The sequence below is a fragment of the Pseudomonas sp. 22515 genome (genome assembly GCF_052044625.1).
Classification (GTDB): Bacteria; Pseudomonadota; Gammaproteobacteria; order Pseudomonadales; family Pseudomonadaceae; genus Aquipseudomonas; species Aquipseudomonas alloputida.
This window is the reverse complement of sequence record NZ_JBQENN010000026.1, coordinates 1-14,454: the sequence shown is the minus strand read 5'-3', so window position 1 is coordinate 14,454 and position 14,454 is coordinate 1. Positions and strand designations below refer to the sequence as shown.

15 protein-coding genes and 2 pseudogenes are annotated in these 14,454 nt (G+C 62.8%); 8 read left to right on the top strand and 9 right to left on the bottom strand.

Going from position 1 to position 14,454, the window contains the following annotated elements; genetic code table 11:
- Positions 1 to 235: 235 nt before the first annotated feature.
- Positions 236 to 862, bottom strand: a pseudogene (locus ACTJJN_RS21565) (sterol desaturase family protein); the annotation flags it as partial.
- A gap of 112 nt (positions 863 to 974) precedes the next feature.
- Between ACTJJN_RS21565 and elbB the strand changes: the two are divergent.
- The gene (gene elbB, locus ACTJJN_RS21560) at positions 975 to 1,634 is read left to right on the top strand and encodes an isoprenoid biosynthesis glyoxalase ElbB (protein WP_440781601.1); all 660 of its coding nucleotides are present in this window, start codon (positions 975 to 977) and stop codon (positions 1,632 to 1,634) included.
- A gap of 212 nt (positions 1,635 to 1,846) precedes the next feature.
- Here elbB and ACTJJN_RS21555 read toward each other — a convergent pair whose 3' ends face one another.
- A complete protein-coding gene (locus tag ACTJJN_RS21555; RefSeq protein ID WP_014592810.1) occupies positions 1,847 to 2,299 on the bottom strand; it encodes a YaiI/YqxD family protein in 453 nt (150 codons plus the stop codon).
- Between the two features lie 166 nt (positions 2,300 to 2,465).
- Here ACTJJN_RS21555 and ACTJJN_RS21550 point away from each other — a divergent pair, with 166 nt between their 5' ends.
- A complete protein-coding gene (locus ACTJJN_RS21550) occupies positions 2,466 to 5,321 on the top strand; it encodes a class I adenylate cyclase (RefSeq protein ID WP_070096551.1) in 2,856 nt (951 codons plus the stop codon).
- A gap of 90 nt (positions 5,322 to 5,411) precedes the next feature.
- On the opposite strand, the gene rnk is transcribed toward ACTJJN_RS21550, so the two are convergent.
- The 3 genes and pseudogenes from rnk to cyaY form a co-directional block, all read right to left on the bottom strand.
- Complete coding sequence (rnk, locus tag ACTJJN_RS21545) at positions 5,412 to 5,822, bottom strand: nucleoside diphosphate kinase regulator (RefSeq protein ID WP_003253652.1); 411 nt, start codon at positions 5,820 to 5,822, stop codon at positions 5,412 to 5,414.
- 146 nt (positions 5,823 to 5,968) lie between these two features.
- Positions 5,969 to 6,194, bottom strand: a pseudogene (locus ACTJJN_RS21540) (DUF1289 domain-containing protein).
- Position 6,195: 1 nt separating this feature from the next.
- Positions 6,196 to 6,528 carry an iron donor protein CyaY gene (gene cyaY, locus ACTJJN_RS21535; protein WP_004575827.1) on the bottom strand — a complete coding sequence of 111 codons (333 nt, stop codon included), beginning with the start codon at positions 6,526 to 6,528 and terminating at the stop codon, positions 6,196 to 6,198.
- 239 nt (positions 6,529 to 6,767) lie between these two features.
- On the opposite strand from cyaY, the gene lptM reads away from it, so the two are divergent.
- The 6 genes from lptM to ACTJJN_RS21505 are packed head-to-tail and all read left to right on the top strand — an operon-like array spanning position 6,768 to position 11,393.
- Positions 6,768 to 6,986 carry an LPS translocon maturation chaperone LptM gene (gene lptM / locus ACTJJN_RS21530; protein WP_014754810.1) on the top strand — a complete coding sequence of 73 codons (219 nt, stop codon included), beginning with the start codon at positions 6,768 to 6,770 and terminating at the stop codon, positions 6,984 to 6,986.
- A 9-nt stretch (positions 6,987 to 6,995) separates the two neighbouring features.
- On the top strand, positions 6,996 to 8,243 hold the full coding sequence (gene lysA, locus ACTJJN_RS21525) for a diaminopimelate decarboxylase (protein WP_010955746.1): 1,248 nt from the start codon (positions 6,996 to 6,998) through the stop codon (positions 8,241 to 8,243).
- A 4-nt stretch (positions 8,244 to 8,247) separates the two neighbouring features.
- The gene (dapF, locus tag ACTJJN_RS21520; protein WP_003253647.1) at positions 8,248 to 9,078 is read left to right on the top strand and encodes a diaminopimelate epimerase; all 831 of its coding nucleotides are present in this window, start codon (positions 8,248 to 8,250) and stop codon (positions 9,076 to 9,078) included.
- Between the two features lie 13 nt (positions 9,079 to 9,091).
- Positions 9,092 to 9,802: a DUF484 family protein gene (locus tag ACTJJN_RS21515; protein ID WP_003253646.1), complete on the top strand. Its 711-nt coding sequence runs from the start codon at positions 9,092 to 9,094 to the stop codon at positions 9,800 to 9,802.
- Complete coding sequence (xerC, locus tag ACTJJN_RS21510) at positions 9,802 to 10,701, top strand: tyrosine recombinase XerC (RefSeq protein ID WP_003253645.1); 900 nt, start codon at positions 9,802 to 9,804, stop codon at positions 10,699 to 10,701. Before ACTJJN_RS21515 ends, xerC begins: the two co-directional genes overlap by 1 nt.
- Entirely contained in the window at positions 10,698 to 11,393 is a 696-nt protein-coding gene (locus ACTJJN_RS21505; RefSeq protein WP_088512605.1) for an HAD family hydrolase, read from the top strand. Before xerC ends, ACTJJN_RS21505 begins: the two co-directional genes overlap by 4 nt.
- 180 nt (positions 11,394 to 11,573) lie before the next feature.
- Here the strand turns inward: ACTJJN_RS21505 and sutA are convergent, their stop codons facing one another.
- From sutA to ACTJJN_RS21485, 4 genes are all read right to left on the bottom strand, one after another.
- Complete coding sequence (sutA, locus tag ACTJJN_RS21500; RefSeq protein ID WP_003253643.1) at positions 11,574 to 11,903, bottom strand: transcriptional regulator SutA; 330 nt, start codon at positions 11,901 to 11,903, stop codon at positions 11,574 to 11,576.
- 429 nt (positions 11,904 to 12,332) lie between these two features.
- Positions 12,333 to 13,664 carry an ammonium transporter gene (locus ACTJJN_RS21495; RefSeq protein WP_003253642.1) on the bottom strand — a complete coding sequence of 444 codons (1,332 nt, stop codon included), beginning with the start codon at positions 13,662 to 13,664 and terminating at the stop codon, positions 12,333 to 12,335.
- A 46-nt stretch (positions 13,665 to 13,710) separates the two neighbouring features.
- Positions 13,711 to 14,049 carry a P-II family nitrogen regulator gene (glnK, locus tag ACTJJN_RS21490; protein WP_002555808.1) on the bottom strand — a complete coding sequence of 113 codons (339 nt, stop codon included), beginning with the start codon at positions 14,047 to 14,049 and terminating at the stop codon, positions 13,711 to 13,713.
- Positions 14,050 to 14,183: 134 nt separating this feature from the next.
- A partial coding sequence (locus tag ACTJJN_RS21485) for a hypothetical protein (protein WP_440781600.1) occupies positions 14,184 to 14,454 on the bottom strand: 271 nt, incomplete at its 5' end.

Sequence of the window (14,454 nt, the reverse complement as noted above, 5' to 3'; positions counted from 1 at the left end):
GCGCCAAGTCCTGTTTGGCCTGTGGGTAGCGTGCGGCCACATCGGCCGGGCGCCAGCCGGTAGGCATGAACCAGATACGCAGCTTGTCCCACAGGCTAGTGGTGCGCCGGGCGTCGTGCCAGAGCTGGGCATAGAACTGCAGGTTGGCCCATAGCGGGTTCCAGCTGGCCAGCGGCGTGGTCACCCCGAACACCACCGGCTCGGCCGGGTCCTCCTCCTTGAACGTGCCGAACAGACGGTCCCAGAGAATGAACACACCACCGTAATTGCGATCCAAGTAAGCAGGGTTTTGCGCATGGTGGACGCGATGATTGGACGGCGTGATCAACACCCACTCCAGCCAGCCAAGTTTAGGGATATGCCGGGTATGCACCCAGAACTGATACAGCAGGTTGAGCGAGGCGACGGTGATGAACACCAGTGGCGGCACACCCAGCAGCGCCAGCGGCAGGTAGAACAACCACGAGAAGAGGAACCCGCTACTGGTCTGGCGCAGCGCCGTGGTGAGGTTGTACTCCTCGCTCTGGTGATGCACCGAGTGCGCAGCCCACAGTACGTTGCGCTCATGCCCCAGGCGGTGCAGCCAGTAGTAGCAGAAGTCGTACAGGACAAAGGCCAGCAACCAGACCCACCCTGCCTGCGCCGGCAATTGCAACAGCGCCAGGTGCTCGAAGACCAGAGCATAGGTGACCAGCCCTACGCCTTTGGTCAGCAGGCCGGTACTGGTCGACAGTGCGCCGGTACTCAGGCTGTTGATCGAGTCGGCCAGGGTGAAATTGTGCCGGCCGCGCACGCGGTCGGCGACCAGCTCGACGGCTATCAGCACAAAAAAGAACGGCACGGCCAGCAGTATCAGGTCCATGGGCGCGACCTCAGGCGTTATCCACCAAGATTAGGCCGCCCCCGCAGGAATCCCTATGGCGACATCTGCCAAACTAGAGGACATTTAGCGCCTCGACACTGGAGTAATGAGCATGACAAAAAAAGTAGCGGTGATTCTTTCCGGCTGTGGCGTGTATGACGGCGCCGAAATCCACGAAAGCGTGATCACGCTGCTGCGCCTCGACCAGCGCGGTGCGCAGGTGCAGTGCTTCGCGCCGAACATCGCACAGATGCATGTAATCAACCATCTGACCGGCGAAGAAATGCCCGAATCGCGCAATGTGCTGGTGGAGTCGGCGCGCATTGCCCGCGGCGAGGTCAAGGATATCCGTGAGGCCAAGGCCGAAGACTTCGATGCGCTGATCGTGCCGGGTGGTTTCGGGGCAGCAAAAAACCTCTCCAACTTTGCCGTGGAAGGCGCCAATTGCAGCGTGAACCCAGACGTGCTGGCTTTGGCCGAAGCCTTTGCCGACGCCTGCAAACCCGTTGGCCTGATCTGCATCTCGCCGGCGCTGGCGGCGAAGATCTATGGGCCGGGCGTTGTCTGCACCATCGGGAGCGATGCCGGCACTGCGGCGGCTGTCGAAAAGATGGGTGGCACCCATGAAGAATGCGATGTACACGACATTGTCGAAGACACCCAGCGCAAGCTCGTGACGACCCCGGCGTACATGGAGGCCAAGTCGATCAGCGAGGCGGCGGGCGGGATCTACAAGCTGGTGGACCGAGTGCTGGAGCTGGCGCACGAGTAACTTACTGCATCGGCTTCTTCGCGGGCATGCCCGCTCCCACAGGTCCAGCGCAGGCTTCAAGGTCACGCGGTACCTGTGGGGCAACTGTCTTGCTCAAATCTGAAAAGCCTGCGCAATCGCCTGTAGGAACGGGTTCACCCGCGAACACCGGCAGAGTCGGTGCCATCCACCGCGCCACGCTGGGCTGTTGCCGACAGGAGCCGTGTCAGTGCTCAGCCTTTCGAGAGCCGGGCAATGATCCGGTCCAGTGCATTGGCAAACGCCTGTTTCTCGCGTTCGCCATAGGCCGCCTGCCCGCCCCCCACCTGACCCTGCTCACGCAGCTCGGTGAACAGGTTGCGTGCCGCCAAACGGTCGCCCATGTTGCGCTCGTCGAACTCACGCCCACGCGGGTCCAGTGCGGCCACGCCCTTTTTCACCAGACGGTCGGCCAGCGGCACGTCACTGCAGATCACCAGCTCGCCAGGCACGGCGTGTTCCACAATGTAATCGTCGGCCGCATCCATGCCGCTGGGCACCACGATCAGACGCACGATCGCGAACGCCGGCTTGGCCACAGCCTGCCCCGCCACCATCACCACCTCGAACTTGCGCTTGAGGGCGAACTTGACGATCAGATCCTTGGCCGCCTTGGGGCAGGCGTCGGCATCGATCCATACACGCATTGGACACTCTCTACATGAACTCAATGCGCCCATCATGCCTGAAGCGCAGCGAAAGCTGGAGCAGGCCAGCGCTGGAAAAATGGCGCCAGAATTTCAATTACCGCTTATCCGACCCCGCCACTCAGGCTAAACTCGCCACAGCTTCAATGGCCTGCCCGAGCGCGCAATGAACCACCCTCACGAAATCCGCCCTGACCTGGACGAAGGCATCGACCGCAAGGTCCTGGCGACATTGCGTGCGCGCTTCCTGCATCTCAACCAGGGCCGACTGCAGCGGGCAAAGGAAGGCCTGTCAACGCGCCAGCAACAGGTACTGTCGTTGCTGCCGCTGCTGTTTCACGTGAACCACCCGCTATTGCCGGGTTACGTCTCCGGCAGCACCCCTGCGGGCGTATCGGCTTACGAGCCAAGCGCCGAGTTGGTGGCCGATGCCCAACGCCTGGCCCGCTCGTTCACTTACAAGGCCCAGCATGGCAACCCGCCACGCCCGATCCACGGCCTGTTCCTGATGGGCAGCCTGGGCTCGCTGGCGCAGGCCGAGCACAGCGACATGGACCTGTGGGTGTGCCATGCACCCGGCTTGCCCGAACAGCTGCTGGGTGAGCTGCGCCGCAAGTGCCAGCTGCTGGAGGCCTGGGCGGCAAGCCTGGGCGCCGAAGCACACTTTTTCCTGATCGACACACAGGGCTTCGCCCAGGGTCAGCGCGATGGCCAGCTCGGCTCCGACGACTGCGGCACCACCCAGCACTACCTGCTGCTGGACGAGTTCTACCGCACCACCCTGTGGCTGGCCGGGCGTACGCCGCTGTGGTGGCTGGTACCGGTGTACGAGGAACACAACTACTACAGCTACACCCAGACGTTGCTGTCCAAGCGCTTTATCCGCAGCCAGGAAGCCCTTGACCTCGGCAACCTGGCGCACATTCCGCCCGGTGAGTTCGTCGGCGCTGGCCTGTGGCAATTGTTCAAAGGCATCGACTCGCCCTACAAATCGCTGCTCAAACTGCTGCTGACCGAAGCCTACGCCGGCGAACACCCTGCGGTGCGCTGCCTGAGCCTGGACTACAAGCAGGCAGTATTTGCCAACCAGCTCGACCTCGACGAGCTGGACCCCTACGTGATGGTCTACCGGCGCATCGAACGTTACCTGCTGCAACGCGGCGAACCCGCGCGCCTGGAGCTGGTACGGCGCAGCCTGTACCTGAAGGTGAACAAGAAGCTCAGCGACCAAGGCCGCAGCCATGGCTGGCAACGCCGGCTGCTGCAGCGCCTGACCGACGAGTGGGGCTGGGACCAGCGCCAGTTGGCCCTGCTGGACAGCCGCAGCCAATGGAAAGTGCAGCAGGTTGCCGTCGAGCGGCGTGAGCTGGTGGCCGAGCTTAACCTCAGTTATCGCTTCCTCAGCCAGTTCGCTCGCACCCAGAACGCCAGCAGCCGCGCCGACCAGCGCGACCTCAATGTGCTGGGCCGGCGCCTGTACGCAGCCTTCGAGCGCCGCGCCGGCAAGGTCGAAGTGATTAACCCCGGCATCGCCCCTGACCTCGCCGAAGGCACCCTGACGCTGGTCCAGGCACCCAACCGCAAGGAGCCGGGCAGCTACCACTGGGAGCTGTACAGCGGCAACCTGAGCACCCATGAGGTGCAGCACTTCAGCCCGATCAAACGCTGCCGCGAGCTACTCGAACTGCTGACCTGGGCCCATCGCAACGGAGTGATCGACAGCAGCACCCGCATGGCGCTGCATCCAGGGGCCAGCGACCTTGGGGAATTCGAGCTGTTCAACCTGCTGGGCTGTCTGCGGCAAAGTGTCCCCCTGCCCTTGCCGACCGTCAGCGAAGTGCGCCTTTTGCAGCCCAGCGTTGCCGATGAGGTGTTGTTGCTGGTCAACGTCGGCGTCGACCCGCTGCGCCACCACCGCGAGCTGAACGTTTTGATGACCACAGAGCGCACCGACGCGTTGAGCTACGCTGGCGTGCGCGAAAACCTGGTGCTGACCCTGGACCAGGTCACCGTCAACAGCTGGAACGAGGTGCTGGTCCAGCGCTATGACGGTGAACACGCGCTGGTGCGCTGCCTGCGCGACTTCCTCAACAGCCCGGCGCAGCGCGGCCACCGGCCAAGGGTGCGAGTACGCTGCTTCTGCCAAAGCCGCGCCCAGCCGATCGGCCAGCGCGTAGAGGAAATTTTCGACACCGCCCAGCTGCTGCGGGATCAAGGGCTCCACCACCGCTACCTGCTGCAAGTGGCCCACCACACCCATGTGCTGGAGCTGTTACCCGAGCATGTCAGCCTGACGACCCTGGCCGAGCATGAGGCGCTACTGGCCTACCTGGGCGAAGAGCGAGGCACCTACAGCCCGCTGTACCTGGATGCCAATGCGCTGCAGGACCACGACCTGCGCCTGGTGCTGGAGCAAGGCCGGCCAGCCTGCATTCAGGTGTTCTACCGCCTGCAGGGCGGCTGGGCCGATGTGTATGTGCTGGATGAATACAACGCATTGTGGCAACAACGCCTGCCGCTGCATGACGAAGCGCATCTGCTGTTGCCACTGCAACGTTTTCTGCGCTCGGTGGTGATGCGCCGCGATGCCCGCCTGCCCCTCGATAGCCTGCGACCCGCCTCGCTGGATATCCACTACGCGCAGCTGCTGCCCACCGGCCCAGGCAAGGCACGCAACATCGAGCCGCGCCTGGCCCCGGCCGAGGGCAGCGACCAGCCTTACTATGAGGTACAGGCGATTATCCAGGCGGGTGTAGCGGGCGTGGCGCATGTGACGCTGTACTGCGACCAGCAGGAGTTTTCCGAGCTGGAACATGGTGAGCAGCTGTATGCGGTGGTGGCCAGGCAGATCATCGGTCAGCGCCGTGGCACAGCGCAGTACCGGTGCTATATCACCGACCTGGATTTGTCCGAGTTGCTGGATGACCGGCTGGGGGCAACGCAGGCCTACCTGAGCTACAAGCGGGTGCTGGAGCAGGCTCTGAATGAGGGGTTGGAGCAGGTTTTGGCGGAGGGCGCCTGAACTCGCAGCACAAGGCGGCGACAAAAGAGTGCATCTCTCTGTAGCAACAGCCTTGCGCTGCAAACGGGCCGCGAAACGGCCCCCTGGCCCTTACAGGTCGTAATCGCCCGCCGCCTCCGGCTGGTACTCCACTTCCAGCAGCTTCAGCTTGAGGGTCTTGCCCCCCGGTGCCGGCCAGTCGATCTGCTCGCCCACCGACAGCCCCAGCAAAGCGCAGCCAATCGGCGCCAGGATCGAGACCTTGCCTTCCGGCCCGGCATCCTTGGGGTACACCAGTGTCAGGTGGTAGTCCTTGCCGCTGGCTTCCTCACGGCAGTGCACCCGCGAGTTCATGGTCACCACGCCCGCCGGCACTTCCTCGTGACCGACCACCTGCTCGGCGCGGTCAAGCTCGTCCTGCAGGGCGAGCACACCCGGCGTACTCTCGTCGAGGCTGTCGATCAGACGCTCCAGACGTTGTACGTCCAATCGGGTGAGGATGAGGGAAGGCTTGGTGCTCATGATCCAGTCAGACTCCTTTGAACAGGCAGTTTTCAATGTGCAAATAAAGCAAAACCCCGCCCAAGGGCGGGGTTTGAGAAGGCTTTGGCGTCACCGACGCAGAACCCGACACTACCACAGCCGGGCAAATACTCAAGCCCCTGCGCTCAGTGTGCCTTAGCGCTGCTCGCGCAAGACCTGGGCCTCGCGGCAGATCTGACGGCGCCGTTCGTCATCGGCCGAGCGCCATTCGCGAATGTGCTCGACATGCCGATGGCAACCGGTGCACACCCGCTGTTCGTCCAGCCGGCATACGCTGATGCACGGTGACGGCACTGCAGGGCTGACGTTGCTATAAAGCGGCTTGGGCGGCCGGGCCTGGGCGCTACTCATGTCAGATTTCGTCGAAGTCCAGCTTCTCGCCGGCCCGCTCCCAGACGATACGCTCGAGCATTTCACCCAGCAACTCTTCGCTCTTTTCGCACACCCACTTGCCGCTGTCTTCGTCGTAATCGAAGTGGAAACCACCGGAGCGGTCGGCAAGCCACAGCTGGCGCAATGGCTCCTGACGGCTGAAGATCAGCTGGGCGCCGCCCTCGAACTTGACGGTCAGGACACCGGCGGAGTTCTCCATGTCCAGGTCCAGACCGCTCTCGTCGAACAGATCTTCCAGGGCCTGTTGGGTCGCGTCGACCAGATCATGGAAACGCGCTTCACTCAAACTCATTGCAGGAACCTCGAAATTGGCTGCGTTACAGGCAAGCCGGGCAAGATACGGGCGCTTGCCGCCGAATGCAAAGGTTTAGCCGTTGCGTTCACCGACCTCTTCGCGGGCAAGCCCGCTCCTACGGGGGGCTGCGCAGAGGCTAAGCATAGCCCGCCCGGCGGACCGGTCCTTGCATAGGCAAGCCGCCGGTCGCTCGGTATACTCGGGCGCAATACTGCATTTTTCTAAGGATTTCACCCATGAAGCGCCTGATTTCCTCCTTCGCGGCGCTGGTCGCTGTTGCCTGCCTCGTTTCGGCCTGTGGCCAGAAAGGCCCGCTGTATCTGCCTGAAGATGGCGATAACGGCAAAGCGCACACGTCGCACCAGCACCAGCCAAAAGCCAAGCCGGCCCCGGTACAAGAACAGCAGCCCGAGCTGCAGTCCGAGCCCGAGCCCGAGCAGTCGCCAGCGCAGTAAGGAAACCAGATGAACGCTTTCAACTACCGCGACGGTGAGCTGTTCGCGGAAGGCGTGGCCCTGTCGGCCATTGCTGAACGTTACGGCACCCCCACCTATGTGTACTCGCGCGCCCACATCGAGGCCCAGTACCGTAGCTACGCAGACGCCCTGCAAGGCACCGAGCACCTGGTGTGCTTCGCGGTCAAGGCCAACTCCAACCTTGGCGTGCTGAACGTGCTGGCGCGCCTGGGCGCAGGCTTTGACATTGTCTCCGGTGGTGAACTGGAGCGTGTACTGGCCGCTGGCGGGCGTGCCGACCGCGTGGTGTTCTCCGGCGTTGGCAAAACCCGTGAAGACATGCGCCGTGCCCTGGAAGTTGGCGTGCACTGCTTCAACGTCGAATCCACCGACGAGCTGGAGCGCCTGCAAGTAGTCGCCGCCGAAATGGGCAAGGTTGCCCCGGTGTCGCTGCGGGTCAACCCGGACGTCGATGCCGGTACCCACCCGTACATCTCCACCGGCCTTAAAGAAAACAAGTTCGGCATCGCCATTGCCGATGCCGAGGCCATCTACGTACGCGCCGCACAGCTACCGAACCTGGAAGTGGTCGGTGTCGACTGCCACATCGGCTCGCAACTGACCACCGTCGAGCCATTCCTCGACGCCCTCGACCGCCTGCTGGTGCTGGTCGACCGCCTGGCCGAGTGCGGCATACACCTGCGCCACCTGGACCTGGGTGGCGGTGTCGGCGTGCGCTACCGCGACGAACAGCCACCACGGGTGGCCGACTACATCAAGGCCATCCGCGAACGCGTGGGCGAGCGCGACCTGGCCCTGGTGTTCGAGCCTGGCCGCTACATCGTCGCCAACGCTGGCGTGCTGCTGACCCGCGTGGAATACCTCAAGCACACCGAACACAAGGACTTCGCGATCATCGATGCAGCGATGAACGACCTGATCCGCCCGGCCCTGTACCAGGCCTGGATGGGTGTCAGCGCGGTCAAGCCACGTGCAGGCGAAGGCCGTGCCTATGACCTGGTCGGCCCTATCTGCGAGACTGGCGACTTCCTCGGCAAGGACCGCGTACTCAACCTGGCCGAAGGTGACCTGCTGGCCGTAGAGTCCGCGGGCGCCTATGGTTTTGTCATGAGCTCCAACTACAACACCCGCGGCCGTTGCGCTGAAATCCTGGTCGACGGCGACCAGGCGTTCGAAGTACGCCGCCGCGAGACCGTCGCCGAACTGTATGCTGGCGAAAGCCTGCTGCCGGAGTAAGCCCATGCTGCTGCGTTTTACCAAGATGCATGGGCTGGGCAACGACTTCATGGTCCTGGACCTGGTCAGCCAGCACGCGCACATTCAGCCCAAGCACGCCAAGCAATGGGGTGACCGTCACACCGGCATCGGCTTTGACCAGTTGCTGATCGTCGAGGCGCCGAACAACCCGGAAGTGGACTTCCGCTACCGCATCTTCAACGCCGACGGCTCCGAGGTCGAGCAATGCGGCAACGGTGCGCGCTGCTTTGCCCGCTTTGTGCTGGACAAGCGCCTGACCGCGAAAAAGCGCATCCGCGTGGAAACCAAGAGCGGCATCATCGTGCTGGACGTGCAGAACGACGGCCAGGTGAGTGTCAACATGGGCCCGCCGCGCTTCATCCCTGCCGAAATTCCCTTTGTCGCCGATGCACAGGCGCCAAGCTACCCACTGGAAGTTGACGGCCAGTTGTACTCGATAGCCGCCGTGTCCATGGGTAACCCGCACGCCGTGCTGCGTGTAGACGACGTGTTTACTGCGCCTGTGCATGAGCTGGGCCCGAAGATCGAAAACCACCCACGCTTCCCACAGCGGGTGAATGCCGGCTTCATTCAAGTCATCGACCGCCACCGCGCCAACCTGCGCGTGTGGGAGCGCGGCGCCGGCGAAACCCAGGCTTGCGGCACCGGCGCCTGCGCCGCAGCCGTGGCGGCGATCAGCCAGGGCTGGATGGATTCCCCGGTGTCCCTCGACCTGCCCGGTGGTCGCCTGCACATCGAATGGGCCGGCCCCGGCAAGCCCGTGATGATGACCGGCCCGGCCGTACGCGTCTACGAAGGACAGGTTCGTCTCTAAACGAGTAACCGCCATGACCGATCAGCCCAAGGTTGTACCCAAGCAGTCCGCCGAGCTCGATGCCGAAGCGGTGGTCGCCTACCTGCGCGCCCACCCCACCTTCTTCGCCGAGCACGACGAGCTGCTGATCGAACAGCACATCCCGCACCAGCGAGGAGACAGCGTGTCGCTGGTGGAACGCCAGCTCAAGCTGCTGCGTGACCGCAACATCGAAATGCGCCATCGCCTGTCGCAACTGATGGACGTGGCCCGCGACAACGACCGGCTGTTCGACAAGACCCGCCGGCTGATCCTTGACCTGCTCGATGCCGGCAGCCTGGAAGAAGTGGTAATGGCGGTCGAAGACAGCCTGCGCCAGGAATTCCAGGTGCCCTTCGTCAGCCTGATCCTGTTCGGCGACAACGTCGCGCCGGTGGGGCGCTGGGTCAGCAATGCCGAGGCGCAGCAAGCCATCGGTGCCCTGCTGGGCGGTGGCAAGACCGTCAGTGGCAACCTGCGCGAGCACGAGCTGGCTTTCCTGTTCGGTGAAGAACAGCGCCGAGAAGTAGGCTCCAGCGCCGTGGCAGCTCTTGAGTACCAAGGGCTGCATGGGGTTCTGGCCATCGGCAGCCGCGACCCGCAACACTACAAGAGCAGCGTCGGCACCCTTTTCCTCGGCTATATCGCCGAAGTGCTCGGCCGCGTTGTGCCACGCGTTACCCAGACCCTGCGCTCGGTACGCTGATGAAACGCCAGCTGGAGGCTTATTGCGCACACCTGCGCAACGAGCGCCAGGTGTCGGAGCACACCTTGCTGGGCTACCGTCGCGACCTGGAAAAAGTCATCGCCTACTGCAAAGAACACGGCATTGCCGAGTGGCAGGCGCTGCAAATCCAGCAACTGCGCCAGCTGATCGCCCGCTTGCACCACCATGGCCAGTCCCCGCGCAGCCTGGCACGCCTGCTGTCGGCAGTACGCGGCCTGTACCGTTACCTCAACCGCGAAGGCCTGTGCCAGCACGACCCGGCCACCGGCCTGAGCGCACCCAAAGGTGAGCGTCGGCTGCCCAAGGTACTGGATACCGATCGCGCACTGCAGCTGCTCGATGGTGGCGTCGACGACGACTTCATTGCCCGGCGTGACCAGGCGATCCTCGAGCTGTTCTATTCCTCAGGCCTACGCCTATCGGAACTGACCAACCTCGATCTTGATCACCTCGACCTCGCCGCCGGCCTGGTGCAGGTACTGGGCAAGGGTGGAAAAGCCCGCGTACTGCCGGTGGGTCGCAAGGCTCGCGAGGCGTTGCAGGCCTGGTACCGCTTGCGCGGCATCGGCAACCCACGCGACCGTGCAGTGTTCATCACCCGCCAGGGCAATCGCATCAGCCCCCAGGCAGTTCGGCTGCGGGTAAAGGCCGCCGGTGAGCGTGAGCTGGGCCAACACCTGCACCCGCACATGCTTCGCCATTCCTTCGCCAGCCATGTGCTGGAATCATCCCAGGACCTGCGCGCGGTGCAGGAGATGCTCGGCCACGCCGACATCAGCACGACGCAAATCTACACCCACCTGGACTTCCAGCACCTGGCCGCGGTGTACGACAGCGCCCACCCTCGGGCCAAACGCAGCAAAGGCACAGACTCATGAGCATCAAGCTGATCACCTTCGACCTCGACGATACCCTGTGGGACACCGCGCCGGTGATTGCTACCGCGGAAGTCGTGCTGCGCGACTGGCTCGAGGCCAACGCACCCACCCTCGGCAGTGTGCCGGTGGAACACCTGTTCGCCATCCGCGAGCGCCTGGTGCAAGCAGAGCCCGGCCTCAAGCACCGCATCAGTGCCCTGCGCAGGCGCGTGCTGTTTCATGCCCTGGAAGAGGTCGGCTACAGCGAGCAGCACGCACAGACGCTGGCCAACGAAGGCTTCGAAGTGTTCCTGCATGCCCGCCACCAGGTGGAGATCTTCCCAGAGGTGCAGCCGGTACTTGAAATCTTGCGCCATCAATACATCCTGGGCGTGGTCACCAACGGCAATGCCGACGTCAGCCGGCTAGGGCTGGCGGATTACTTCCGCTTTGCGCTGTGCGCCGAGGACCTGGGCATCGGCAAACCAGACCCTGCACCATTCCTTGAAGCGTTGCGCCGCGGCGAGGTGGACGCGGGTGCGGCAGTGCACATCGGCGATCACCCTGGCGATGACATTGCCGGTGCCCAGCGCGCCGGGTTGCGGGCGGTGTGGTTCAACCCGCAAGGCAAGGCCTGGGCTGGCGATCAGGCGCCGGACGCCGAGATCCAGCGCCTGTCGCAACTACCTGACGTGCTTGCACGCTGGCGCTGACGGGGCCGCTTTGCGGCCCATTCGCGGGCACGCCCCCTCCCATAGGGACCGCGCAGGTCCTGAACCCTGTGGTGAACCTGTGGGAGCGGGCATGCCCGCGAAGAGGCCGGCACGGGCAACACAAAACCCACAGGCGTAAAAAAGCCCGCAGCGACGGCGGGCTTTTTTGCGATCAGCCACTCAGATAGGGCGGCTGCCGTACTTGTTGTCCGGCTTCTTGGGCGGGTCAGCGACCACGTTGGCCTCGACTTCCTGCACCTTGCCACCACGAGAAAGGAATTCTTCCATCGCCTTGGCCAGTGCATCACGCTCTTTCTGCTTGGCTTCCATGCTCGGCATCTCGTCTACCGAGACTGCTGCCTTGGATTTGCCCTTGGCAACGGGTGCCGGGCTGCTGTCGTCATCGCCAGCGTCTTCCACGCCGTCGTCAGCCGCCCCTTCAAGGACCTCATCACCCTCGTCTTCGTCGCCTACTTCGAGGTCATCATTTTCCAGATCGTCGTCGCTCATGTTCTACCTCATGACTTGCGAAAAGCAGGTTGGTTATAGACCAGTGCAGCCGTAGACCGGCAGCCACCAGTGAAAATTCAACTGGCCGTGGGTTAGGCCACTGCCCTTGGGTCGGCACTCCTGATGGGAGGCGGCACCCAGCAGGCCCTGCTCCTGGCAGGACCTGACAAATCCATTAGCCCCTGCTGGCCACACGCTATTGGCAAGCCTAGCAAAGGCTGGCGAAGTGTGTGGACTACTCGTCAAACACCCTTCGGCGCGCATTCTAGCGCGCCCGTGGAAAAAGCAAAGCACCATAAACGCCCTGTGGCTTGTAAGTTTTTTACCTACGTCACGAACGTGCCGAATAAACCGTTTGCCGTGCGGGAAATGCTGAAAAACTGGCAAAAAAATGCCCGGCAAGCCGGGCAATTTTTTACCGCGTCGCAGTTACAGGTTGTAGCCGCGTTCGTTGTGCTGAGCCAGGTCGAGGCCGACCGACTCTTCTTCTTCGTTGACCCGCAGGCCCATCACCACATCCAGCACCTTGAGAATCACGTAGGTGACGATGGCGGTGTAGACCACGGTGAAAATCACACCTTTGGCCTGGATCCAGACTTGCATGCCGATGTCGGTGACGGTACCGAAGCCGCCCAGCGCCGGGGCCGCGAACACACCCGTGAGGATGGCACCGATGATGCCGCCAACACCGTGCACGCCGAAGGCATCCAGGGAATCGTCATAGCCGAGTTTGCGCTTGAGCGTGGTGGCGCAGAAGTAGCAGAGCACACCCGAAACCAGGCCGATAATCAGCGCACCAATCGGCCCGACGGTGCCCGCAGCCGGGGTGATGGCAACCAGGCCAGCAACCACGCCCGAAGCGATGCCCAGAGCACTTGGCTTACCGTGACCGACCCACTCGGCGAACATCCAGCCCAGGGCGGCGGCGGCGGTCGCGATCTGAGTCACCAGCATGGCCATGCCGGCAGTACCGTTGGCGGCAGCAGCAGAGCCTGCGTTGAAACCGAACCAGCCGATCCACAGCATCGCTGCGCCCATCAGGGTATAGCCGAGGTTGTGTGGGGCCATCGGCGTGGTCGGGTAGCCCTTGCGCTTGCCCAGTACCAGGCAGCAGACCAGGCCTGCGATACCGGCGTTGATATGCACCACGGTGCCGCCAGCGAAGTCCAGTACGCCCCAGTCCCACATCAGGGCACCGTCACCGCTCCACACCATGTGTGCGATCGGCGCATACACCAGGGTGAACCAGATACCCATGAATACCAGCATCGCCGAGAACTTCATGCGCTCGGCAAAGGCGCCGACGATCAAGGCCGGGGTGATGATGGCGAACGTCATCTGGAAGGTGATGAACACCGCTTCAGGGAACAGCGCGGTGGCCGAGGTCAGGCTGTTGGGCGTGACGCCGCTGAGGAAGGCCTTGGAGAAGCCGCCAACGAAAGAGTTGAAGTTGAGCACGCCCTTTTCCATACCGGCGGTATCGAAGGCCATGCTGTAGCCGTAGACGACCCAGAGAATGCTCATCAGGCCGGTAATTGCAAAGCACTGCATCATCACCGACAGCACGTTCTTGGAACGCACCATGCCGCCATAGAACAGGGCCAGGCCTGGAATGGTCATGAACAGCACCAGCGCCGTTGCGGTCAGCATCCAGGCGGTGTCGCCGGAGTTCAGCGCTGGGGCAGCTTCCTCTGCCAGGGCAAGCCCGGGCATTACGAGGGACAATAGGGCTCCTAGCCCTGCGATCTTACGCAGAGTCATGTTGTTTTCTCCTGGGGCGTTGGGTTTGGTGAGGCTTTGTTGCTGCTTAAATCGCGTCGGTATCGGTTTCGCCGGTACGGATGCGGATTGCCTGCTCCAGATTCACCACGAAAATCTTGCCGTCACCAATCTTGCCGGTGTTGGCTGCCTTGGTGATGGCTTCGATTACCCGATCAAGGTCCTTGTCATCGATGGCGACATCGATCTTCACCTTGGGCAGGAAATCGACCACATATTCAGCACCGCGATACAGCTCGGTATGGCCCTTCTGCCGACCGAAACCTTTGACTTCGGTGACGGTGATGCCCTGCACGCCGATTTCCGACAACGACTCGCGCACGTCGTCCAGCTTGAACGGCTTGATGATGGCTGTGACTAGCTTCATGAAACTCTCTCCCGATTTGGTGGACTTGCCCCAGGAAAACAAACCCGTCTCAAGTCTAAGCGCAGCGGTTGGCTTTGTAACGCGTCGTCGGCATCCGGCTCCGCGTGCGCACTGCCTGGTCACAAGGAACTGCTTCAGTGCATGGCTCGTACAGGTCTTTGCAGAAACCTTGCCAGTTCGGACAAAGCGCCGAAAAACAGAGCGTTATGTGATTTTGTCGGGATTGGCCAGTCGCCAGCATCGGAAACATGCACAATTTCGGTGCGCCGAGGTGGAGCAAGCTGCGCGAAAAATGTGCAACTGATTGAAAACCGCACGCGATCTTTGTGGGAGCAACTGTCTTGCTCAATTTCTAAAAGCTGGCGCCTGTGGGAGCGGGCTTGCCCGCGAACACGGGCAAAGCCC